Genomic DNA, 21,904 nt, shown 5'->3' with positions numbered 1-21,904 from the left:
CTGTGTGCGGGGTTGACCCCCCTGCTAGACGAGAACGACATACCTGTCGGTTCCCGTACTTACCGCCCAGGCGCTCTCGACAGATGAATGTGAGAGGGGTCACCCTGTCATTCATCCACGCGGGGAGGCATGGATGGGCAGGAGCCGCAGAACAATTCCGGAGGAGCTTCTGCTGCTCGCTCTGGACCCGACCACGGGTACCACAGCGCAGCCGCAGTCGCTCGACCTCGGCCTCGCCGGAGCACAGCTAGTGGAGCTGGCTCTGGCAGGACGGATAGCCCCAGACGGGGATCGTATCGCCGTGGTGATGGCACGGCCGACAGGAGATCCGACACTGGACTCCGCACTGGAACTGCTGCGCAGGCGCGGCAGTCCGGTACGGGCCGTCCACTGGATCGGCGGGCCCCGGCTGGGGCTGCGCCAGACGTATCTCTCGCATCTGGAGAGGTGCGGCATGGTTCATGCCGTGGCCGGCCAGATGTGCGGGGTGCTGCCGACGACTCGCTACCAGGCGACGGACACGGCGATCAGCCGGGAAATCAGGTCCCGGCTGGACAGTGCGATCCGCACCGGCGTACCGCCGGACCCGCGGACCGCGGCGCTTGCCGCGCTGGCCCACGCGGTCGGGCTCGGCAAGCACCTGTACCCGGGCAACGAGGGGCGTTCATCCCGCTCCCGGCTCCGGGACCTGATCAGGCACGACCCCATGGGCGGACTCGTGGCGCACGCCGTGATGGACGTCCAGAACGGTGTGGGCGCGGCACCGCGCCGCAACGCCAACGGCACCGGCGCCGGAGCCACGGCGGGCAGCCGCCCGACCGCGACGGCACCCGGGGTTCCGATGCAGCCGCGGCGCGGCAGCATGGCCCGCGCGGTGGCCCACTAGCACCACACCCGTACCACCGGGCACCAGAAGCACCGCATGCGCCGAATCACCGGAACCACCCGCACCGCAGACACGACCCGCAAGACCCGCACCACGCGTTCCACCAGCACCACCGGAACGCCTCGCACCACCCGTACGACCCGCCGCACCGACGTCCCCCTCACGACCCGGTTCGGGAGCCGCAGCACGGGCGCGCGGGGCCGGCCGACGCCGGTCCCGCGCGCTTCGCGTCTTTTCGACGCCCTCCCGCGGTCCCCGGGGTCTTTCGGCGCCCGCTTCGCGAGTTCCCGCACTCGCTTCCCCCGGCGGAACGCGAGAAAGAATTTCGTACCCCCGGTAGCCGGTACTCCACCGTGTGTGGCCATTTCCCAGCGGGGCCACGAACATTGGTGGCAGTCTGCTGAGCGGAAGAGCAGAGAAAGAGCGAAGTGCCGCAGCCGGAGGTGCAGTTCCCGTGGCGTCCAACGTCAATCCCACCGTCAGGCGACGCCGACTGGGCCAGGAGCTCCGTCGGCTCCGCGAGCTGAAAGGCATGACGGCCGAGGAGGTCGCCGAGCGCCTGCTGGTCTCCCAGTCGAAGATCAGCAGGCTGGAGAACGGCCGCCGCTCCATCAGCCAGCGCGACGTACGCGATCTGTGCGGGGTGTACGAGGTCGACGACCACCGGATCGTCGACTCGCTGATGCAAATGGCCAAGGACTCCCGGCAGCAGGGCTGGTGGCACGCCTTCGGCGACATCCCGTACAGCGTCTACATCGGTCTGGAGACGGACGCGGCGAGCCTGCGCGTCTACGAGTCGCTGATCGTGCCCGGGCTGCTGCAGACGCGCGAGTACGCGCAGGCGGTGATCGAGGGCATGTGGCCCGAGGCCACCCAGACCGACGTCGACAAACGGATCCAGATCCGGCTCAAACGCCAGGACCGCCTCACCGACCCGGTGAACCCGCTGCGCTTCTGGGCGGTGATCGACGAGGCCCTGCTGCGCCGCGTCGTCGGCAACCGGCAGATCATGACGGCCCAGCTCGAACATCTCGCGCACCTCAGCGAGCAGCCGCACGTCACGCTCCAGGTGCTGCCGTACGACGCCGGGGCGCACCCGGGCATGTACGGCAAGTTCGCGATCCTGGAGTTCCACGACGCGCTCGACGCCAGCGTCGTCTATCTGGAGGGCGTGACGAGCGACCTGTATCTGGAGAAGGCGAACGACGTCCAGAGCTACACGGTCATGTACGAGCATCTGCGGGCCAAGGCGCTCAGCGCGGAGCTGTCCCGGGCGTTCATCCACGAGGTGGCCGACGGCTACCGGGATTGACGGAATCCAGCCGTGGGGGCTCGCCCGCCGCGAGGCGCGCACCTTACACCTAGGCCCCCTCAACTCAAAAGACCCCCATGGAATATGCCGCCCGAATGGGTGAACACCCCCTGCTCCGGGTGATGTTGCGGCGTAGCGTCGCACGCACAGTCGCTGGCAACGGCGGCAGGGTGCACCACACCCAGACAAACCGGCACAACCATCGGAGTTACCATGTCTGTTCAGCCCAACGCGTTCGCGGAGTGGACCAAATCCTCGTACTCCGCGGTGAACGGCGACTGCGTGGAAGTCAAGACGCAGAACCGCCAGACGCTGTCCGTCCGCGACTCGAAGAACCCCGAGCTCGGGATCCTGGACTTCGCCCCGGAGACCTGGTCGGCCTTCGTCCTCGACATCAGCCGCCCGTAACGCAGCACGGAGCACCACCGGTACAACCCGCACCGCCCGCAGTAGTTCAACCCGCACAACCCGCACAACCCGCGCAAGGCCCTCTCGACCGGTCCGCCGTCCTGGCCGAGGGGGCTGGTTGCTGTCCGGGCACGTACGCCTCCCCGCGCGGCCCGCTCAGCGCAACCGGTCGACGTACCGGTCGGTCCCCGGCACGGTGGGAAGGAACGGCGCGACCAACTCCACCCGCCCGAGGCCCGACTCGGCGACCTCCTCACCGAGTCCCGCGAAGTGCTCCGCCCAGACCTCGCCCGGCTCCCGCTCCAGGAACCACAGCAGCGTCAGCCGGGTGCCGACCCCCTCGACCTGCTTGACGTACGTCATACGGTCGCCGGGCAGCGGGGTGGGCCCGAAGAGCGTCACCATCGCGGCGGGCCCGCCCGCGAGCCGCCGGGGCAGCCGCCGGTCCCGCAGCCACTCGACCAGCTCACCGCGCCGCTCGGGACTCTCGGCGTCGATCACCTCCAGCACCAGCCCGGCGTAGGGGTGGTCGAGCGCGTGGAAGTCGCGCGGCCCCGCGGCCCCGTCCCGGTAGACGGTGCCCTCGTGGTCCTGGAAGGCGGTGAAGACGTGCGTACGGTCCTGGTAGACGCGGCCGTCCCGGTTGAGCCGCTTGTTGATGCCGACGGTCCACTTCATGTGGTCGTCGTAGCGGCCCTCGGTGATCCAGTACGTGGAGAGATAGCACCCGGCGGTCACCGGCCGCGCGATCGCGGACTTCTCCGGGTAGCGCAGCTCCTGGAGTTCACGGGTGGCGACCCAGCGCCGGCCCGCGTACATCCAGGGCATGGCCATGGCGCCCGCGTAGTAGTGGTCGTCCTCGTACCAGCGGTTGTAGGCGTACTCATGGCCCGGATGCGGCTCGACCATGGTGATCAGCGCGTGCCCCGGATGCACGCCGTACGGCCCGACGGCCGCAAGCTCCGCGTACGTCTCGCTCCTGGTCTCCTCGCCCACGCCACTCCCCTTCCGTGCCGCCCCGGCGCTTTCCCCGATGGCTTCCCTCATGCTGCGGACCGACCTACTCTGACGCTCCGTCAGAAGAACTGCCAGAGCCGGGAGGTACCGGATGTTGCTGGACGGGAAGACGGTCGTGGTGTCCGGGGTCGGCGCGGGGCTCGGGCACCGGGTCGCCGCGACCGTGGTGCGCGACGGCGGCAACGCGGTGCTCGGGGCGCGGACCGAGGCGAACCTGGTGAAGGCGGCCCACGAGATCGACCCCGAGGGCGCGCACACGGCGTACCGCCCCACGGACATCACCTCGCAGGTCCAGTGCGAGGCGCTGGCGGCGCTCGCGGTGGAACGGTTCGGGCGGATCGACGCGGTGGTCCATGTCGCCGCCTGGGACAGCTACTTCGGCGGGATCGAGGACGCCGACCTCGCCACCTGGCAGGGCGTCCTGGACGTCAACCTGCTCGGCACCCTGCGGATGACCCGCGCGTGCCTGCCCGCACTGAAGGAGCGCGGCGGGTCGGTGGTGGTCATCGGCACCCAGTCGGCGGTGGCGGCGCCCTCGCAGGTGCGGCAGGCGGCGTACGCGGCGTCGAAGGGGGCGCTGACGTCGGCGATGTACTCGATGGCGCGCGAGTTCGGACCGCACCGGATCCGGGTCAACACGGTGCTGCCGGGCTGGATGTGGGGCCCGCCGGTCCAGGCGTACGTCCAGTTCACCGCGCACACCGAGCAGCTGCCCGAGACCGAGGTACTGGCCCGCCTCACCGAGCGGATGGCGCTGCCGGAGCTGGCGACGGACGGGGACGTGGCCGAGGCCGTGGTGTTCCTGGCCTCCGACCGGGCGAGGGCGATCACGGGGCAGTCGCTGCTGGTGAACGCGGGTGAGTTGATGCGGTAGTCGGTCCCTCGACAGCGGGCGCCGGGCTCACGCCCGTGGGTAACGGGCCAGCCATCCCGGGGTGTTGACGGCCGGTCCATGCAGGGCCGGGCCCTGGGTCATCTCCATGGCGAAGTCGTCGGCGAGTTCCAGGACGGTGGGCCGGCCCTCCAGTTCGGCGAGCCAGCCCGGCGGCAGGGCGGTCTCGCCGTGCTGGGCGCCGAGGAGGGTGCCGCAGAGGGAGCCGGTGGCGTCGGAGGGGCCGTCGTGGTTGACGGCGAGGAGCAGGCCGTGCCGGATGTCCTCGCCGACCAGGGCGCAGTAGACGGCGATGGCCAGCGCCTCCTCGGCGAGATGCCCCTCGCCGAGCGTGGCGAGCAGGCCGGGGCTCGGCATGCCCTGGCGTACGGCGCCGAGCGCGTGCTTGAGGGCGTCAGTGACGGGCTGGTGGCCGGGGCGCTGGGCGAGCAGGGCGAGGGTGCGCTGGACGGCCGCGTCCAGGGACTCGCCCCGGGCCAGTCCGTGCACGATGACGGCGTACGCCCCGGCCGAGAGGTACGCGGCGGGGGCGCCGTGGGTCTGGGCGGCGCACTCGACGGCGAGCTGGAGCACGAGCTGCGGCTCCCACCCGACGAGCAGCCCGAACGGGCCGGAGCGGGTGAGGGCGGCGGGGTCGCGGGCGTCGGGGTTCTTGGGGCGGTCGAGGGTGCCCATCACGTCGTCGGCAAGACCGACGAGGCAGGGCCGCGCCGGGTCCCTGCGGCTGTACAGCCACTCCTGCGCGGCGAGCCACCCATTGTCCTTGCGCCGCTCGTCCGGCCCCCAGTCGTGCTGGGTGGCGGCCCAGCGCAGGTACGCCCGGTGGACGTCGGTCGGCGGATGCCAGGCGCCGGTGTCGCGGCGGACCTGGGCGCGGATGAGGCCGTCGACGGTGAAGAGGGTGAGTTGGGTGGCGGCGGTTATTCGGCCGGTGGGGGCGGGTGCGGGTGCGGGTGCCTCCGGCTGGCCGGTCGGGGGTGCCGGGGGCGGCGGGTTGAGGGTCCTCACGCCCTCGGGGCCGTGGTGGGCGCGTATCGCGTTCAGGGTCAGGTGGGCGACGGGGGCGCCGAGCGCGTCACCGATCGCGCCGCCGAGGAGGCTGCCGCGGACTCGGCTGCGGAAGTCCTGCTGCTCGGTGCGGCCCCATATGGACGTGGCCGGTCCGGTGGCTGCTGCGCTCATGGCGAAGCACTGTAATCGACTGGGTGGGTGCCGAATAAGACCGCGATGGTTATGCGAAGTGTCGTACTTGGGGCGAATTTTGTCCCCCACCCGCCCCTTCCCTGAACCCTCCGGGGGTGGTTGGGGTGAGGGAGGGAGGGGTGTTCCCGGGGGCTCCGCCCCCGGAACCCCCGGGCGGGGCTGCGCCCCCTCAGTTCCTTGAGCCCCACGGGGTGGGCCCGCCCAGGGCTCAAGGGAACGGGTGGGTTGGGGGGCACTCCCGTAGCGCCGTGCGCACGCGGTCCGCCCGGTCCCGCAGCTCACCCGGCGGCACCGCCTCGCACAGCCCCAGCTCCGTCAACCCCTCCGCCGCCTCCATCAACGCCTCCCAGGCCGGGGCGGCCCCTGTCGTCGCCGCACCCACCAGCTCCGAGACCAACGCGTCCGCCCGCTCCCACTCCCCCCGCGCGCACACCGCCACCACCCCGTCGCCCGCCTCCGCCCACGGGGACGAGGCCAACCCCGCGCGGCTCGATGCCATCGCGTGGTGGTACGCGCCCCGCTCGCCCGGCAGCCGGGTTGCCAGGGCCGCTGCCAGGGCGTGGTTGCCCTGGGCGCGGTGGGTGGTGCAGAGGGTTTCGATGCCCTCGGGGGTGTCGGGGTCCGCCGCGCGGGCCGCGCGGCCGTCGGCGAGGGACAGGCAGCGTTCCAGCTCCGCCGCACCCCGGGCCATGAACCCAGCGGCCCGCTCCCCCGCACCCCCCTCCGTAAGCCCCGCCGCCAGCCACACCCTCGCCCGGCTCCCCCGCGCCCACCCCACGTTCGGGTCCAGCTCGATCGCCCGGTCCAGGGCCGCGAGTGCCTCCGCCGGGCGGGACAGGGCCAGGTGGGTCGCGGCGAGGGACGCCCACATCCAGCCCGACTCACCGGACAGGAGGACCGCCCTGTTCGCGTACTCGTACGCCTCCTCGTGGCGGCCCAGGCCCCGCAGCACCTGCCCCAGCGCCGCCACCGCCTGCGCCTCCTCCGGCTCCTCCTCGACCGCCGCCCGGCAGTCCGCCAGCGCGGCCTCGTAGCGTGCCGCCCGGCGGTGGGCCTCGCCGCGCAGGAGGCGGATGCCACGGTCGTCGGGGCCGGACAGGGCCACCGCGCTGTCCAGGTCGGCCAGTTCGCCCGTCCAGTCACCCAGGTCCGCTCGTAGGAACGATCGTTCCACCAGGGGGGATACCGCGTGAGGGGCGATTCTCGCCGCCCTGTCCAGGTCCGCCGACGCCCTCTCCGGGCGCCACAGCCGACGGTTGATCCTGCCTCGCCACGTCAGCGCGTAGACGTCGTCCGGCGACAGGGCCACCGCGCCGTCCAGGTCCGCCAGCGCGCCCTCCGCGTCGCCCAGTTCCGAGCGCAGTCTCGCCCGCATGATCAGCGCCCACGCGTACGTCGGGTCGAGCTCAAGCGCCCGGTCGTAGTCCGCCAGCGCCTCATCGTGGCGGCCCAGTTCCTCCAGGCACATCGCACGGCTGCCCAGCGCCCACGCGTAACCCGCGTCGGCCGCGAGGGCGCGGGTGTACTCGGCCACCGCCTCCCGGTGGCGGCCCGCCGTGCGCAGGACGTCGCCGCGCACCCCGACCACCCAGGCCGTGTCCGTCGCCAGGCGCTCCGCGCGGTCCAGGTCGGCCAGCGCGCCCGCCGTGTCCGCCAGGCCGTGGCGGACCTGGGCGCGCCGGACCAGGGCCCAGAGGTAGTCCTGGTTCAGCTCCAGGGCCCGGTTCAGGTCGGACAGGGCGCCCTCCAGGAGGCCCATCTGGTGGCGGGTGCGGCCCCGGCTCGCGGGGGCCCAGGCGTCGCCGGGGTCGAGCAGGATCGCGCGGTCGAGGTCGGCGAGGGCTTCCTCGAAGCGGCCCAGCCTGCGGTACAGGTCGCCCCGGTAGCCGATGTAGTACGCGTCCTGGGGGGCCAGTTCGCAGGCCCGGGCGATGTCGTCGAGCGCGGCGGCCGGGCCGTCGAGGGCGTTGCGCACCACGCTGCGGCCGTAGTGCGCCCTGGCCCGCTCCGGGTCGAGCGCGATCGCCTGGTCGAACTCGGCCAGCGCCTCCCGGTGGCTGCCCGCATCGCGCAGCTCCCGGCCCCGTGCGATGTGGGCGCACGCCCGGCCTTCGGGCGAGAGCCGGCCCCGCGACAGGAGCAGGCCCAGCATCCGGGCTGTGCCCGCCCGTTCGTCGTCCAGTGCCGCCAGGCAGTCCGCGCCCCAGCGGCGCAGCGGTTCGGCGTCCGCGTCCTCGCCCGCCTCGGCCAGCGTCCTGGCCCAGCGGCGGGCGACGGCGGGCCCGGCGTCGCAGGCGTCCACGCCGTCGCGCAGCACGCGCGCGAGCGCGGCCTGCGGGCGGGCGCACAGCAGGTGGTACGACTCCTCAAGGCGCAGCTCGCGCCACTGCTCCTGGCCCCACAGGCGGCGCACGGGCAGCTCCTCGGCCGCGGCCTCACGGCGTACGGCGACCGCCTCGGCCAGCCGTTGATGGCGCTCGCTCCAGCGCTGCGGCGAACCCGTGCGCTGGACGCCGAGCATCGCCGCGCGCACCACCGCGTGGTACTGGGCGCGCCCGCCCCGGTCGCTCACGAACGGCAGCGACCACAGCCAGCCGAACAGCCCCGCCGCGTCCGCCTCGACCGCACCCCGGAACACGTCCTCGTCGACCGCCGCCCGGAACATGTCCTCGTCGATCCGGCGGGGCAGCGCGCAGGCGAGCGCCGCCGCCCGGCGGACCGGGTCGGCCTCCCATTTGAGGAACCGGTCGACGGCGGTGGCGCCGGGCGCGCGGGCGTCGCCCGGGTTCTCGGCGAGGGTGGAGACGAGGACCGGCAGACGGCCCGAAAGGCGCAGCACGTCCCGGACGACCTCCTCGTCCAGCACGCCCTTGGTCGCCAGGAGTTGACGCGCCTCGGCCTCGGTGAACAGGTCGAGCGGCAGCTCCGCGACCAGGTCCGCGCTGTCCGCCCAGCAGACCGGGTCGAGCCGGCGCTGGCCCGCGAGGACGACGACCACCTGGGCGGGCAGCGCCCCGTACCGCTCGGTGGTGATCAGGTCGCGCAGCCAGGTGTCCAGGAAGGGGCCGGTGCGTTCGTACGTGTCGAAGAACAGGGTGATCCAGGGGACGTCCTCGGCGATCCGGCTCAGCTCCGTCACCAGTACGGGAGTGAGCACCTGGAGCGGGTCCAGGACCAGCTGGACGTCCTCCTGCTTGCCGAAGCGGGCGCTGAGCGCGGCTCTCAGCCGGTCGGCGCCGAGGGCCAGTTGGTCCGGGTCCAGGCCGCCCGCCAGCGCCCCCGCGCCCGGCACCATGCCGAGGCCGACGAGACCGGCCCGGGCGGCGATGCGGCCACCCGGCGAAGGGGGCGGCGGGGGCCCGTCGGGGACGGCGGACTCCGCCTCGTAACGCCGCTGGCGGTAGGTGGCGAGCAGCCGCTCCAGGGCCTTGAGCGGGCGGTCCTGGCGGGCGAAGTGCGCGCAGATCGCGGCCAGCGTCTCGGGGACGCTGTTGACGGCCTCGTCGGCGTACGCGGTCACGGCGCCCCGCTCGCGCGCGGTGTGCTCCAGTTCGCGCACGAGCGAGGTCTTGCCGACGCCCGCGGCGCCGTGGACGTGGAAGACGAACCGGTGCCGCTCGTCGTCCGGCGGGAGCGCGAAGTTCTCGCGGAACACCGCGAGTTCGCCGCGTCGGCCGACGAACCCGGCCCGTCTGCGCCGCCGGATCAGCTCCTGCATCGAGGGTTTGGCCGCTGCCATGGGATCAGTATGCGATCTCCCGGCCCGGGCGGCGGCCCCGGTCCCTCGACTCGTGGCGGTCTCAGTCCTCCAGCACCGGCAGCAGCTCGGGCAGATGGCCGTCGGAGGCGGCGGCCGCGCGCTGCCGCTCCTCGGGCACCTCGCCGTACAGCGTGGTGCGCGCCCGGGCCGGTCGGCCCGCGGCGTCGGCGACCGCGATCAGGTCCTGGACGGACTTGTACGAGCCGTAACTGGAGCCCGCCATCCGGGAGATGGTCTCCTCCATCAGCGTGCCGCCCAGGTCGTTGGCGCCCGAGCGCAGCATCTCGGCGGCGCCCTCGGTGCCCAGCTTCACCCAGCTGGTCTGGATGTTGGGGATGTGCGGGTGCAGGAGCAGCCGCGCCATCGCCGTCACCGCGCGGTTGTCGCGGATCGTCGGGCCCGGGCGGGCGATGCCCGCGAGGTAGACCGGCGCGTTGGTGTGGATGAACGGGAGCGTCACGAACTCGGTGAAGCCGCCCGTCTCCTGCTGGATGCGGGCCAGGGTGCGCAAGTGGCCGAGCCAGTGGCGGGGCTGGTCGACATGGCCGTACATCATCGTGGAGGAGGAGCGGATGCCCAGCTCGTGGGCACTCTTCACGACCTCGATCCAGGTCGCGGTGGGCAGCTTGCCCTTGGTGAGGACCCAGCGGACCTCGTCGTCGAGGATCTCGGCGGCGGTGCCGGGGATCGAGTCGAGGCCCGCCTCCTTGGCCGCGGCCAGCCATTCCCGTATCGAAAGGCCGGTGCGGGTGGCGCCGTTGACGACCTCCATCGGCGAGAAGGCGTGCACATGCATGCCGGGGACCCGCTCCTTCACCGCGCGCGCGATGTCGAAGTAGGCGGTGCCCGGCAGGTCGGGGTGGATGCCGCCCTGCATGCACACCTCCACCGCCCCCACCTCCCACGCCTGTTCGGCCCGGTCGGCGACCTGGGAGAGGGAGAGGGTGTACGCGTCGGCGTCGGTGCGGCGCTGGGCGAAGGCGCAGAAGCGGCAGCCGGTGTAGCAGACGTTGGTGAAGTTGATGTTCCGGGTGACGATGTACGTCACGTCGTCGCCCACCACGTCCCGGCGCAGCTCGTCCGCGATCCGGCAGAGCGCGTCGAGCGCCGGGCCGTCGGCGTGCAGCAGCGCCAGGGCCTCGTCGTCGGTGAGCCTGGTGGGGTCGTCGGCGGCCGTGGCCAGCGCCTGGCGTACGTCGGTGTCGATACGGGACGGGACCATGCCGGGGGCCGCGGCCTCGCGCAGGGCCTCCCAGTCGCCGTACACCTCGTCGAAGTCGTCGCGGCGGTCGTGGGTGCGGCCGGTGGTGTCGATGGTGCGGTGCAGATCGGTGCGGCCGGTCGCGGTGAAGCTCTCGTCGGGCTCCTGCCAGGGCAGGCCGCGCACGGGCGCGTCGGGGTTCGCCAGGCCCGTCCCGGCGTCGGCGAGCGCGCGCACGTGCGGCAGCAGCCGGGGGTCCAGCCACGGCTCGCCGCGCCGCACGAACTCCGGGTAGACGCAGAGGCGTTCGCGCAGCTCGAAGCCCGCCTCGGCGGAGCGCGCGGCCAGTTCGTCGATGAGCGGCCACGGCTGCTCGGGGTTCACATGGTCGATGGTGACCGGCGAGACCCCGCCCCAGTCGTCGATGCCCGCGCCGATGAGCCGCGCGTACTCGCCCGCGACCAGGTTGGGCGGCGCCTGGAGGCAGCCGGAGGGGCCCATGATGTGCCGGGCGACGGCGACGGTGGCCACCAGGTCGTCGAGGTCGGCGTCCGGCATGCCGCGCATCGCCGTGTCGGGCTTGGCGCGGAAGTTCTGGATGATGAGTTCCTGGATGCCGTGGTAGGCGCGGGCCACCCGGCGCAGCGCGAACAGCGAGTCGGCGCGCTCCTCGTACGTCTCGCCGATCCCGATGAGCAGCCCGCTGGTGAACGGCACCGACGAGCGGCCCGCGTCCTCAAGCACCCGCAGCCGCACGGCGGGTTCCTTGTCCGGCGAGCCGTAGTGGGGCCCGCCCGGCTCGGACCACAGCCGGGTCGCGGTCGTCTCCAGCATCATGCCCATGGACGGGGCGACGGGCTTGAGGCGCTGGAAGTCCGTCCACGACAGCACGCCCGGGTTGAGGTGCGGGAGCAGACCCGTCTCCTCCAGGATCCGGATCGACATGGCCCGTACGTACGCGATGGTGTCGTCGTAGCCGTGCGCGTCCAGCCACTCGCGGGCCTCGGGCCAGCGGTCCTCCGGCTTGTCGCCGAGGGTGATCAGGGCTTCCTTGCAGCCGAGTTCGGCGCCCCGGCGGGCGATGTCCAGGACCTCGTCCGGGGACATGAACATCCCGTGCCCGGCCCGGCGCAGCTTGCCGGGGACGGTGACGAAGGTGCAGTAGTGGCACTTGTCGCGGCACAGCCGGGTGAGCGGGATGAAGACGCTCTTGGAGTACGTGATGACCCCCGGCCGGCCCGCCGCCGCGAGGCCCGCGTCGCGCACGCGCGCGGCCGACGCGGTCAGGTCGGCCAGGTCGTCGCCGCGCGCCTGGAGGAGCACCGCGGCCTCGGTGACGTCGAGCGCGACGCCGTCGCGGGCACGTTTCAGCGCGCGCCGCATCGCGTTGGCGGTCGGTGCGTCTGCCTGCGGTCGCTGCGCGCTGGAAGTCATTACCCGAGCATACGAGCGGTCCGGGGGCGCCTGCTCGCGGCCCGGAGAAGCGGGCGCGGCACATGTTTTGGGCCAAAGTGCCGCATACGGCTGCGTCTCTCTGTGTGTCCGCGTCGATACTGAGGGCCGCAACGCCATGGCGCCCGGGCCCTGAGAACCACCCGCAGTCCACATCCCGCACCTCCGACGAAGTGGGACGGTACTGACGTGACTTCAGAGCAACACGTGAGCCTGTATCCGGAGCTCGACGAGGCATCGCTCACCCAGTTCGCCGCCGCGCTCAGGAGCGGCGACACCGCGCACCTCTCGCCCGCGCGGGCGGGCGAGGTCACCCGCGCGCTCTCCGTGCTCACCTTCGCCCAGGTCCAGGTCCCCGGCGAGGGCGGCGTCAAGCTGGCCGGGGCGCTGTGGCGGCACACCGGCAACAGGCCGCGCCCGGCGATCGTGATGCCCGCGCCGTGGACCGACTTCGGCTGGCTGGTGTACGCGGTGCAGGCCACGAGGTTCGCGCTCAAGGGCTACCACGTCCTGGCCTACACCCCGCGCGGCTTCGGCCTCGCCCAGTTCGGCGGGGCCTCCGGCGGCGAGGTGGAGGTCGCGGGCCCGCTCGACGTGGCGGACGGGCGCGCGGCGCTCACGTATCTGATCGACCAGGTCAAGGGCCCGGTGACGAAGACCGGCTTCCTCGGCGACTCGTACGGCTCGGGCATCAGCCAGCTGGTCGCCGCCCACGACCCGCGCGTCGACGCGGTGGCCGCGCTGAGCACCTGGGGCGATCTGGGCGAGGCGTTCTACGAGAACAGCACCCGCCATGTGGAGTCGGTGCGGCTGCTGCGCCAGGCCGCCCAGCGGGCCCGCCTCAGCGCCCGCACCGAGCAGGCCTTCGACGACGTGCTGGCCGACCGGAACGTCGAGGAGACCCTGGAGTGGGCGCGCGAGCGCTCCCCGTACACCTACGTCGACCTGCTCAACGGGCGCCCGGTGGCGGTCTTCTACGCGAACGCCTGGCACGAGACGCTGTTCCCGGCCAACCAGGCGCTGCGCACCTTCACGGCGCTGACCGGCCCCCGCCGTATCGACCTGTCCATAGGCGACCACTCGGGCCCGGAGATGAGCGGCATGATCGGGCTGCCCAACCGGATCTGGGCCGACGCCCACCGCTGGTTCGACCACCACCTCAAGGGCGAGCCCAACGGCATCGCCACCGAGGGCCGGGTGCTCGGCCAGATCATGTGGAACGAGGAGCTGGAGCTCAGGGACGACTGGGGCGCGGTCACCGAAACCACCGACCGGCTGTATCTGACGAGCACGGCCGTCAGCGGCGACGGCCGCGGCAGGCACGAGCGCGACGGCGGGCTCGCGGAGAAGCCGGAGACCGGCTGGACCAGCGAGTTCCGCGTCGGCACCGACACCCCGGCCACCGTCGCCGACAAGATCCTGGAGACCGGCAACCAGGAGATGGCGGGCAACCCCAAGGTCTACCCCACCCACGACATCGACCGCGCGGACGCCGCCGTCTGGGTCACCGGCGGGTACCCGTCGGGCGCGCGGCTGCGCGGCATCCCGCGGCTGCACCTCACGTACACCTCGACACACGCCTCGTCGACGTTCGTCGCCCACCTCTTCGACGTCGGCCCGGACGGCAGCGCGCACATCGTCACGCACGCGCCCTTCACCCGGCTCGACCACTCCCCGGGCCGTCCGGTGAGCGTCGACGTCGAGTTCCAGGCCACCGGGTACGACATCCCGGCGGATCACCGGCTGATGCTGGTCCTCGACACGGTCGACCCGTTCTACGGGGACGCCAACGCCCCCGGCGGCACGATCACGGTCACCTCACCGGCCGACGACCCGTCCCACCTGGACCTTCCGCTCGGCTGAGCAACGCGGCGGCCCGGCCGAAGGCCCCGAAAGGAACCGAAGAGGCCGGGCCGCCGAAGCCTGTCACAGATACGGGGTGTACTCGTCCAGCGCCTTCAGCACGGTCGACTCGTCGCCGGACGGCAGCAGCACCACGATCTCGCCGATGCCCAGCTCCTCGAAGTGGGCGAGCTTGCCGGGGTTGGGCGCCACCGCGTACGGGACGATCTGGAGGTCGCCCGGGTCGCGGCCCGCCGCGTCCCACGCCTGGCGCAGCCGCGGCAGGGACTCGGTGAACCCGGCGCCGCCGATCGGCAGCCAGCCGTCCGCCTGCTCGGCGATGTGCGCGAAGAGCTTCGGCCCGGGCGAGCCGCCGATCAGCACGCGCGGCGCCCCGCCGCGTACGGGCTTCGGGTGGGCGTGGCTGGCCCGCACCGAGCCGAACGCGCCCTGGTACGCGGTCGGCTCCTCGGCCCACAGCGCCCGCATCAGCGCCACCCGGTCCCGTACGAGCTCGCGGCGCGTGGACCACTCCACGCCGTGGTCGGCGGCCTCCTCGCGGTTCCAGCCGTAGCCGATGCCGAGCGTGAAGCGGCCGCCGGAGAGGTGGTCCAGGGTGGCGGCCTGCTTGGCCAGGTCGATCGGGTCGTGCTGGGCGACCAGGGTGACCCCGGTGCCGAGCCCCAGCGTCTCGGTGACGGCGGCCGCCTGCCCCAGCGCGACGAACGGATCGAGGGTGCGGCCGTACTGGCGCGGCAGCTCGCCGCCGGCCGGGTACGGGGAGATCCGCTCGACGGGGATGTGCGTGTGCTCGGGCAGGTAGAGGCCCGCGAAGCCGCGCTCCTCCAGCTCGCGCGCGATCCATACGGGAGTGACCGTCTCGTCGGTGAGGAAGATCGTGGTGGCGATACGCATGCCTCTTCATATCCCCGCGGGGTCACGGGTGCAAGGGAGGTCATACGGCCATCGCGGGCCGCGAACCGGCCATGGCGCGCCGGGAACCGCCACGGGCCGGTCATTCGGCAACCGCCGCTCCTTGTAGGGGAGTTCACGCGAGCGTACGACTGTGGGGGGAACTGTCAGGCACCCCTTCCATTTCCATCCCGCTGGGAGCACTGGGTATGACCGGACCGCAGAGCAGACCGGACGAAACGGCGCACGACAGATCGATCGGACGGCGCGGACTGTTCGTGACGGGAGCGGCCACCGCGCTTACGTTGGGAACCGTGAGCTTCGCGAACGCGGCCCCGGGCGACGGGGGCGCCGGTGGCGGCACGGGTGACCGGACCCGGGTCGTCACGGGCACCCTGCCGCCCGGCGCGCCGGACTTCGTCTACCTCCCGGTGGAGGTCCCGCGCGGGGTGCGGGAGCTGGCGGTCTCGTACACGTACGAGAAGACCACCGTGCCCGCCGGGACGCAGAACAACGCGCTGGACATCGGCGTCTTCGACGAGCGCGGCACCGCCCTGGGCGGCCGGGGTTTCCGCGGCTGGTCGGGCGGCGCCCGCACCGAGTTCTTCATCCGGGCGGACGCGGCCACCCCGGGCTACATCCCGGGTCCGGTGCGGGCCGGGACCTGGCACATCGCGCTCGGCCCGTACACGGTCGCGCCGCAGGGCCTGCCGTACTCGGTGACCGTCACGCTCAGATTCGGCGAGCGCGGCACCACACCGGCCCCGGTGTACCCGCCGCCGCGGGCCAAGGGCCGGGGCCGGGCCTGGTACCGGGGCGACTGCCATATGCACTCCTGGTACTCGGACGGCAGGCGCACCCCGGCCGAGATCGTGGCGCTCGCGCGCGCGGCGGGCCTGGACTTCATCAACACCTCCGAGCACAACACCCACGCCTCACACCCGGCGTGGGAGGGCCTGTGGGGCGACGACCTGCTGATCCTCACCGGCGAGGAGATCACCACCCGCAACGGCCACGTGGTGGCGCTCGGCACCGACCCCGGCACGTTCATCGACTGGCGCTACCGGGCCCGCGACAACCGCTTCGGCCACTACGCGCGCGAGATCCGCCGCGCGGGCGGCCTGGTCGTCCCGGCCCACCCGCACGCCACCTGCGTCGGCTGCGGGTGGAAGTTCGGGTTCGGCGAGGCGGACGTGGTGGAGGTGTGGAACGGGCAGTACACCCCCGACGACGAGGTGACGCTGGCGGAGTGGGACAACACCCTGGCGGTGGCGGCCCGTTCGGGCGGCTCCTGGACACCCGCGATGGGCAACAGCGACGCCCACCGCGACCCCGACCGCATCGGCGGCCCCCAGACGGTCGTCCTGGCGGACGAGCTCTCCCGGTCGGCGATCCAGGCGGGCCTGAAGGCGGGCCATTCGTACGTGGCGGAGTCGTCGGCGGTGTCGCTGACCTTGACGGCTGCGGGTGGACACGGTCAGCACGCGGGCATCGGCGAGCGGTTGCGGGCGGAGCGGGACGAGCGGGTGACCGTGCGCCTGGAGGTCACCGGCGCGCCCGGCTGCACGGCCTCCTTCGTGACCGACCAGGGCACCCTGTTCACGACCCCACTGCCGTCGTCCGGAACGGGTTCCGCCGAGTGGCAGACGACACCGTCGTACGCGACGTACGTCCGCGCCGAGCTCCGCCACGCCCCACTGGTACCGGGGTTGCCGGGCCCGCTGGCGGCGTTCACGAACCCGGTGTTCCTGGGCGACTAGCGCTCCGCGGGGGTGCGGTTTTCGTCTGCGGGTGGGTGGGGGCTGGTCGCTCCCCCAAGTTCTCGACTCCGCTCGAACAGGGGGGACCCCCATCGCGGCGGAGCCGCAAATGTCACAGCCCCGCGCCCCTGAAGGAGGGCCCGAAGGGCCCATCTAAGGGGCGCGGGGAACTGCGCGAGCAACCCAGCACGGTCCGCAGACGAATGACCGCACGCCCCGCGAAGCGGAACGCTCACCCCGGCCACACGATGGACTGCGTCTCCCCGTACGCATGCAGCGCGTACGAACCCACATCCCGCCCCACCCCGCTCATCTTGAACCCCCCGAACGGCGCCTCCATGTTGCGGGCGACGGTATTCACTCCGACACCCCCCGCCCGCAGCCGCCGAGCGACCCGGAACGCGCGCGCCACGTCGCCGGACCAGACGTAGTCGAGAAGGCCGTACTCGCTGTCGTTGGCGAGCGCCACCGCCTCCTCCTCGTCGGAGAACGGCACCACGACCACCACCGGCCCGAAGATCTCCTCCCGCACCACCCGCATGTCGTTGGTGCAGTCGGCGAGGAGAGTCGGGGCGACATAGAACCCCCGGTCGAGCGGGGGGCGTTCGGCGCCCGCGACCACCCGCGCGCCCTCCTTGCGGCCGAGTTCCACGTACGACTCGACACGGTCGCGATGGGCCGCCGAGATCACCGGACCCACCACCGTGCCGGGCGCGGCCGGGTCGCCGACCGGCAAGTGCCCGATGTACGCGGCGAGTCGGGCGATCAGCTCCTCGTACACCGCCCGCTGGGCCAGGACCCGCGTCGGGGCCGTGCAGATCTGGCCGCTGTAGAACGAGAACGTGGTGCCGATCCCCAGCACCGCCGCCCCCAGGTCCGCGTCGTCGAAGACGACCGCCGCGCCCTTGCCGCCGAGCTCCATGAGCTGGCGTTTCATCCCCCGGCCGCACACCTCGGCGATGCGCCGCCCGACGGCCGTGGAGCCGGTGAAGCTGACCATGTCGACGTCCGGGGAGTCGACGGCCGCCTCGCCGACGGCGGGCGCGGAGCCGGTGACGACGTTGACCACGCCTCTCGGCGCGCCCACCTCCTCCAGCGCCCGCGCCATCCGCAGGACGGACAGCGGGTCCTGCGGCGCGGGTTTGACCACCACGGTGTTGCCCATGGCGAGCGCGGGCGCGACCTTGCCGGCCGCGTTGGCCCAGGGGTTGTTGTACGAGGTGATACAGGTGACGACCCCGACGGGCTGACGGATCGTCATGGCGCCGAAGACGCCCGCCTTCCCCATCGGCCCGGCCTCGTTGACCTGCGGGACGACCGCCGCCTCGACCGGTTCGAGCGCGCCCTTCGCGTACCGGCGAAAGCGCGACACACCCACCGCGACCTGCATACCGCGTGCGGTGGCGGTGGTGGCGCCGGTCTCGGCGCGGGCGAGTTCGGCGTACGGGGCGAAGTCGCGCTGGATCAGGTCGGCCGCCCGGTCGAGGACGGCGGCACGCTCCTCGGGGCGGGTGCGGGACCAGGTGGCGAAGGCTTCGCGCGCGGCGGCGGCCGCCTCGTACACCTGGTCGCGGCTCGCCTCGGGCGCGAGCCCGACGACGGTCTCGGTGGCGGGGTTCAGGATCTCGTAGTGCCCACCGTGAGGCTCGACCCACTCGCCCCCGATGAACAACTTCTCCTCGTACGAGGTCACTTGGTGGCCACCGTCCTCGTGTCGCGGCCCGAGCGCAGGACGATGCCCGGGACCGCGCCGGTCACCACGTCGTCGCGGATCGTCTCGACTCCGTTGACCCGGACCGAGACCACGCCGATCGCCTTCGCGTCCAGGCGCGGGCTGTCGCCGGGCAGGTCGTGCACGAGGGTGGCCGGGCCCGCGTCGATCCGTTCCGGGTCGAACAGGACGAGGTCGGCGTGGCAGCCCACCTCGATCCGGCCGCGCCCGCGCAGCCCGAACAGCTGGGCCGGATCGTCCGTGAGCATCTTCACGGCCGCCTCCAGCGGCAGCAGTCCGCGGCCGCGCAGGCAGTCGCCGAGGAAGCGCGTGGTGTACGGGGCGCCGCACATCCGGTCCAGATGGGCGCCCGCGTCGGAGCCGCCGAGCAGCACGTCCTCGTGCTCCCAGGTCGCCCTGCGCAGCGCCCAGCTCGCCGGGTCGTTGTCGCTCGGCATGGGCCACAGGACCGTACGCAGCCGGTCGTTGGCGCAGATCTCGACGAGGCAGAGGAAGGGGTCCTGGCCGCGCTCGGCGGCGATGTCGCGCACGACGCGGCCGGTCAGGCCCTCGTTGGCCGGGGAGTAGGTGTCCCCGATGACATACCGCCCGAAGTCGGCGAGCCGCCGGAAGATCCCGGCCTCCTCGCTGTTCGCCCGGCGCAGCATCTCGGCGCGCACCTGCGGGTCGCGCAGCTTCTCGATCCGCTCGGGGACGGGGAGTTCGAGGACGTCTCCCCACCCCGGGATGAGGTTGAGGGCGCAGAACGTGCCGAGCGACATGTTCATCGGGGTGAGGATCGGCATGGTGAGCGCGACGACGCGGCCACCGGCCTCGCGGGCGCGCTCGCTCGCGAGGAGCTGGCGCGGCACGCGGGCGGGGACGGCCGCGTCGACGGTCAGGACGTTCCAGTTGAGCGGGCGTCCGGCGACGGCGGACATCTCCACGAGCAGATCGATCTCGTCGTCCGAGAACTGGTCCAGGCAGCCCGCCACGATGGCCTCGATCTGGGTGCCCTCGTGCTCGCCGACCGCCCTGGCCAGGGCGAGGAGTTCGGCGGGGCGGGCGTGCCGGGAGGCGACGGGTTCGCCGTCGCCGTCGGAGTGGGTGGTGGACTGGGTGGTGGAGAGCCCCCAGGCCCCGGCGTCCATGGCGTCGTGGAGCAGCCGGAGCATGGCGTCGAGCTGGCCGGGGGTGGGCTGCCCGCCGACGGCGTCCGCGCCCATCACGTACCGCCGCAGGGCGCAATGTCCCACCATGAATCCGGCGTTGACGGCGATGCGGCCGTCGAGCGCGTCCAGGTACTCGCCGAACGAGGACCATCCCCACTCGACGCCCTCCTCCAGCGCCTTCAGGGCCATGCCCTCCACCCGGGCCATCATCCGCCGGGTGTAGTCGGCGTCCTCGGGTCGGTCGGGGTGCAGGGGGGCGAGGGTGAAGCCGCAGTTGCCGCCCGCGACCGTGGTGACGCCGTGGTTCATGGACGGGGTGGCGTACGGGTCCCAGAAGAGCTGGGCGTCGTAGTGGGTGTGCGGGTCGACGAAGCCGGGGGCGAGGACGAGGCCGGTGGCGTCCTCGCTGGTACGGGCGGCGGTTGTGGCGAGGGTGCCGGGCTCGGCGATTTCTGCGATGCGGCCGTCTTGGATGCCGATGTCCGCGGGGTACGCGGGGGCGCCGGTGCCGTCGACTACGGTCGCGTGGCGGATGAGGTGGTCGAGCATGCGGTCCCCTTCTTGCGGTCGTCTTCTTCCGGTCGTCCGGCGTTTCGGTACGGGGTGTGCCCCGGCCGGGGGGCACGCTCGGCGGGCCGCCGCCGGGTGGCCTCCGGCCGGGGCGGCACGGGTCCAACGGCCGGGAGACCGCCGTCCCGCGTTCTCTGTGCCCCACTCCCGGGGGCTACGCCCCCGGACCCCTTCGCGGGGCCTGCGGCCCCTGCACCCCGCTTTCGTCTGCGGGCCGTGCTGGGTTGCTCGCGCAGTTCCCCGCGCCCCTGAAGGAGGGCCCGAAGGGCCCATCCAAGGGGCGCGGGGAACTGCGCGAGCAACCCAGCACGATCCGCAGCCGAAAACGGGTTCCGGGGCGAAGCCCCGCTACCCACCCACCCGCAGGGGCGCAGCCCGTGGCGGGGTGCAGGGGGCGCAGCCCCGTGGCGGGGTGCAGGGGGCGCAGCCCCCGCCAAGGGGTCCGGGGGCGTAGCCCCCGGGAGAACCACCTCCACCCCCACCCACCCCCGGAGGGTTTAGGGAACGGGCGGGGTGGGGGATGACGCCGCCTGCGACAGGTACGCCGTCGCCTTCTCCTCCTCGAAGAAGAAGTTCTCGAAGTCCGCCGGGTCGTCGAACCCGTTCGCGAACCGGTCGGCGACCGGCTGGAGTTCGCCCGCCGCACCGATCAGGTTGAGCACATGCTCCGGCGGCACCCCCAACATCGCGTTGGTCCACTTCACCACCGGCCCCGCGGTCTCCCAGTACCGCTCGAACGTCGCCCGCATCCACGCCTCGTCGAACGCCCCGTCCCCGTGCTCCACGATCGACGCGAGGTACGACGCGGCGCACTTGGACGCCGAGTTGGAGCCCTGGCCGGTGATCGGGTCGTTGGCGACGACCACGTCGGCCACGCCCAGGACCAGGCCGCCGCCGGGCAGCCGGCCGACGGGGTTGCGCACCGTCGGGGCGTAGCGGCCCGCCAACGTACCGCCCTCGTCGGTCAGTTCGACCTTCGTCGCCCGCGCGTACTCCCAGGGCGTGAACTTCTCCATGAGCGCGAGGGTCAGCGACAGGTGCTCGGCCGGGTCCGTCACGCCCTGGAACACGTCCAGCGGGCCGCCGGGAACGCCCTCCCAGAAGAGGATGTCGGCCCGGCCGGACGTCGTCAGCGTCGGCATCACGAACAGCTCGCCCACGCCCGGCACCAGGTTGCAGCGGACCGCGTCGAAGTCCGGGTGCTCGGGACGCGGGCCGAGCCCGTGCACATACGCCACCGCCAGCGCCCGCTGCGGCTCGGTGAACGGGGAGCGCGAGGCGTCCCGGCCGAACATCGAGACCAGCTCGCCCTTGCCCGCCGACACCAGCACCAGGTCATAGGTGCGGGCGAAGAAGTCCAGGTCGGAGACGGCCGCGCCGTGGATCACCAGCTGGCCGCCGCGCTGCGCGAACGTCTCCATCCAGCCCGCCATCTTGACCCGCTGGTCGACCGACTGCGCGAAGCCGTCGAGGCGGCCCACCCAGTCGACCGCCCGCGAGGCGTCGGGCGCCGCGACCGACACGCCCACGCCCTCGATGCGCGGGGCCTGCGACTCCCAGAAGTTCAGACCGAGGTCCCGCTCGTGCTGGAGCGCCGTGTGGAACATGCACTGCGTGGACATGACCCGGCCGGACCGGATCTCGTCGGACGTCCGGTTGGACATCAGGGTGACCTCGTACCCCTGGGACTGAAGTCCGAGGGCCAGCTGAAGACCGGACTGCCCGGCTCCGACTATCAGGATTCTCCGCATACGAATTTTCTCCGATACCGATACGTAAAGGGGTACGACACGGGGGGTGGCGGGG

Annotated in this window: 14 protein-coding genes; 6 read left to right on the top strand and 8 right to left on the bottom strand. The window is 72.8% G+C overall.

Annotated elements, in window-relative coordinates:
- Nucleotides 1–133: 133 nt before the first annotated feature.
- From ACGFRG_RS27295 to ACGFRG_RS27285, 3 genes are all read left to right on the top strand, one after another.
- Nucleotides 134–886: a GPP34 family phosphoprotein gene (locus ACGFRG_RS27295; protein WP_361433140.1), complete on the top strand. Its 753-nt coding sequence runs from the start codon at nt 134–136 to the stop codon at nt 884–886.
- Between the two features lie 454 nt (nt 887–1,340).
- Nucleotides 1,341–2,198, top strand: a complete 858-nt coding sequence (locus tag ACGFRG_RS27290; protein WP_361433142.1) for a helix-turn-helix transcriptional regulator — start codon at nt 1,341–1,343, stop codon at nt 2,196–2,198.
- Nucleotides 2,199–2,411: 213 nt separating this feature from the next.
- Nucleotides 2,412–2,606, top strand: a complete 195-nt coding sequence (locus ACGFRG_RS27285; RefSeq protein WP_361433145.1) for a DUF397 domain-containing protein — start codon at nt 2,412–2,414, stop codon at nt 2,604–2,606.
- Nucleotides 2,607–2,762: 156 nt separating this feature from the next.
- On the opposite strand, the gene ACGFRG_RS27280 is transcribed toward ACGFRG_RS27285, so the two are convergent.
- Nucleotides 2,763–3,602 (bottom strand): hypothetical protein, encoded by an 840-nt coding sequence (locus ACGFRG_RS27280; RefSeq protein ID WP_393268114.1) that lies wholly within the window; start codon nt 3,600–3,602, stop codon nt 2,763–2,765.
- A gap of 112 nt (nt 3,603–3,714) precedes the next feature.
- Here ACGFRG_RS27280 and ACGFRG_RS27275 point away from each other — a divergent pair, with 112 nt between their 5' ends.
- Nucleotides 3,715–4,497: an SDR family oxidoreductase gene (locus tag ACGFRG_RS27275; RefSeq protein WP_393268112.1), complete on the top strand. Its 783-nt coding sequence runs from the start codon at nt 3,715–3,717 to the stop codon at nt 4,495–4,497.
- Nucleotides 4,498–4,524: 27 nt separating this feature from the next.
- Here ACGFRG_RS27275 and ACGFRG_RS27270 read toward each other — a convergent pair whose 3' ends face one another.
- The 3 genes from ACGFRG_RS27270 to ACGFRG_RS27260 form a co-directional block, all read right to left on the bottom strand.
- Nucleotides 4,525–5,697, bottom strand: a complete 1,173-nt coding sequence (locus ACGFRG_RS27270; RefSeq protein WP_393268110.1) for an ADP-ribosylglycohydrolase family protein — start codon at nt 5,695–5,697, stop codon at nt 4,525–4,527.
- A 229-nt stretch (nt 5,698–5,926) separates the two neighbouring features.
- Complete coding sequence (locus tag ACGFRG_RS27265) at nt 5,927–9,457, bottom strand: tetratricopeptide repeat protein (protein WP_393268108.1); 3,531 nt, start codon at nt 9,455–9,457, stop codon at nt 5,927–5,929.
- Nucleotides 9,458–9,518: 61 nt separating this feature from the next.
- Nucleotides 9,519–12,113, bottom strand: coding sequence for a bifunctional FO biosynthesis protein CofGH (locus tag ACGFRG_RS27260; RefSeq protein WP_393268105.1), 2,595 nt, complete (start codon nt 12,111–12,113; stop codon nt 9,519–9,521).
- A gap of 207 nt (nt 12,114–12,320) precedes the next feature.
- Between ACGFRG_RS27260 and ACGFRG_RS27255 the strand changes: the two genes are divergently transcribed.
- Nucleotides 12,321–13,994 (top strand): CocE/NonD family hydrolase, encoded by a 1,674-nt coding sequence (locus tag ACGFRG_RS27255; RefSeq protein ID WP_393268103.1) that lies wholly within the window; start codon nt 12,321–12,323, stop codon nt 13,992–13,994.
- A 63-nt stretch (nt 13,995–14,057) separates the two neighbouring features.
- Here ACGFRG_RS27255 and ACGFRG_RS27250 read toward each other — a convergent pair whose 3' ends face one another.
- Nucleotides 14,058–14,888: an LLM class F420-dependent oxidoreductase gene (locus tag ACGFRG_RS27250; protein WP_361433160.1), complete on the bottom strand. Its 831-nt coding sequence runs from the start codon at nt 14,886–14,888 to the stop codon at nt 14,058–14,060.
- Nucleotides 14,889–15,094: 206 nt separating this feature from the next.
- On the opposite strand from ACGFRG_RS27250, the gene ACGFRG_RS27245 reads away from it, so the two are divergent.
- Nucleotides 15,095–16,645: a CehA/McbA family metallohydrolase gene (locus tag ACGFRG_RS27245; RefSeq protein WP_361433162.1), complete on the top strand. Its 1,551-nt coding sequence runs from the start codon at nt 15,095–15,097 to the stop codon at nt 16,643–16,645.
- Between the two features lie 232 nt (nt 16,646–16,877).
- Here the strand turns inward: ACGFRG_RS27245 and ACGFRG_RS27240 are convergent, their stop codons facing one another.
- From ACGFRG_RS27240 to ACGFRG_RS27230, 3 genes are all read right to left on the bottom strand, one after another.
- The gene (locus tag ACGFRG_RS27240; protein ID WP_393268099.1) at nt 16,878–18,338 is read right to left on the bottom strand and encodes an aldehyde dehydrogenase family protein; all 1,461 of its coding nucleotides are present in this window, start codon (nt 18,336–18,338) and stop codon (nt 16,878–16,880) included.
- On the bottom strand, nt 18,335–20,077 hold the full coding sequence (locus ACGFRG_RS27235) for an amidohydrolase family protein (protein ID WP_393268097.1): 1,743 nt from the start codon (nt 20,075–20,077) through the stop codon (nt 18,335–18,337). Before ACGFRG_RS27235 ends, ACGFRG_RS27240 begins: the two co-directional genes overlap by 4 nt.
- A gap of 518 nt (nt 20,078–20,595) precedes the next feature.
- Nucleotides 20,596–21,849 (bottom strand): styrene monooxygenase/indole monooxygenase family protein, encoded by a 1,254-nt coding sequence (locus ACGFRG_RS27230; RefSeq protein WP_361430676.1) that lies wholly within the window; start codon nt 21,847–21,849, stop codon nt 20,596–20,598.
- Nucleotides 21,850–21,904 lie beyond the last annotated feature (55 nt).

Origin of the sequence: Streptomyces sp. NPDC048696 (assembly GCF_043198895.1) — a bacterium.
Lineage (GTDB): Bacteria > Actinomycetota > Actinomycetes > Streptomycetales > Streptomycetaceae > Streptomyces.
Note: the sequence above shows the minus strand (reverse complement) of the source record. Positions and strands in the feature narration are given on the sequence as shown.

What these genes read in the sequence shown, in the direction of transcription:
- ACGFRG_RS27295 (WP_361433140.1), top strand. Translation starts at nt 134, where the DNA reads ATGGGCAGGAGCCGCAGAACAATTCCGGAGGAGCTTCTGCTGCTCGCT.
- ACGFRG_RS27285 (WP_361433145.1), top strand. Translation starts at nt 2,412, where the DNA reads ATGTCTGTTCAGCCCAACGCGTTCGCGGAGTGGACCAAATCCTCGTAC.
- ACGFRG_RS27275 (WP_393268112.1), top strand. Translation starts at nt 3,715, where the DNA reads ATGTTGCTGGACGGGAAGACGGTCGTGGTGTCCGGGGTCGGCGCGGGG.
- ACGFRG_RS27270 (WP_393268110.1), bottom strand. Translation starts at nt 5,697, where the DNA reads ATGAGCGCAGCAGCCACCGGACCGGCCACGTCCATATGGGGCCGCACC.
- ACGFRG_RS27265 (WP_393268108.1), bottom strand. Translation starts at nt 9,457, where the DNA reads ATGGCAGCGGCCAAACCCTCGATGCAGGAGCTGATCCGGCGGCGCAGA.
- ACGFRG_RS27260 (WP_393268105.1), bottom strand. Translation starts at nt 12,113, where the DNA reads ATGACTTCCAGCGCGCAGCGACCGCAGGCAGACGCACCGACCGCCAAC.
- ACGFRG_RS27250 (WP_361433160.1), bottom strand. Translation starts at nt 14,888, where the DNA reads ATGCGTATCGCCACCACGATCTTCCTCACCGACGAGACGGTCACTCCC.
- ACGFRG_RS27245 (WP_361433162.1), top strand. Translation starts at nt 15,095, where the DNA reads ATGACCGGACCGCAGAGCAGACCGGACGAAACGGCGCACGACAGATCG.
- ACGFRG_RS27235 (WP_393268097.1), bottom strand. Translation starts at nt 20,077, where the DNA reads ATGCTCGACCACCTCATCCGCCACGCGACCGTAGTCGACGGCACCGGC.
- ACGFRG_RS27230 (WP_361430676.1), bottom strand. Translation starts at nt 21,849, where the DNA reads ATGCGGAGAATCCTGATAGTCGGAGCCGGGCAGTCCGGTCTTCAGCTG.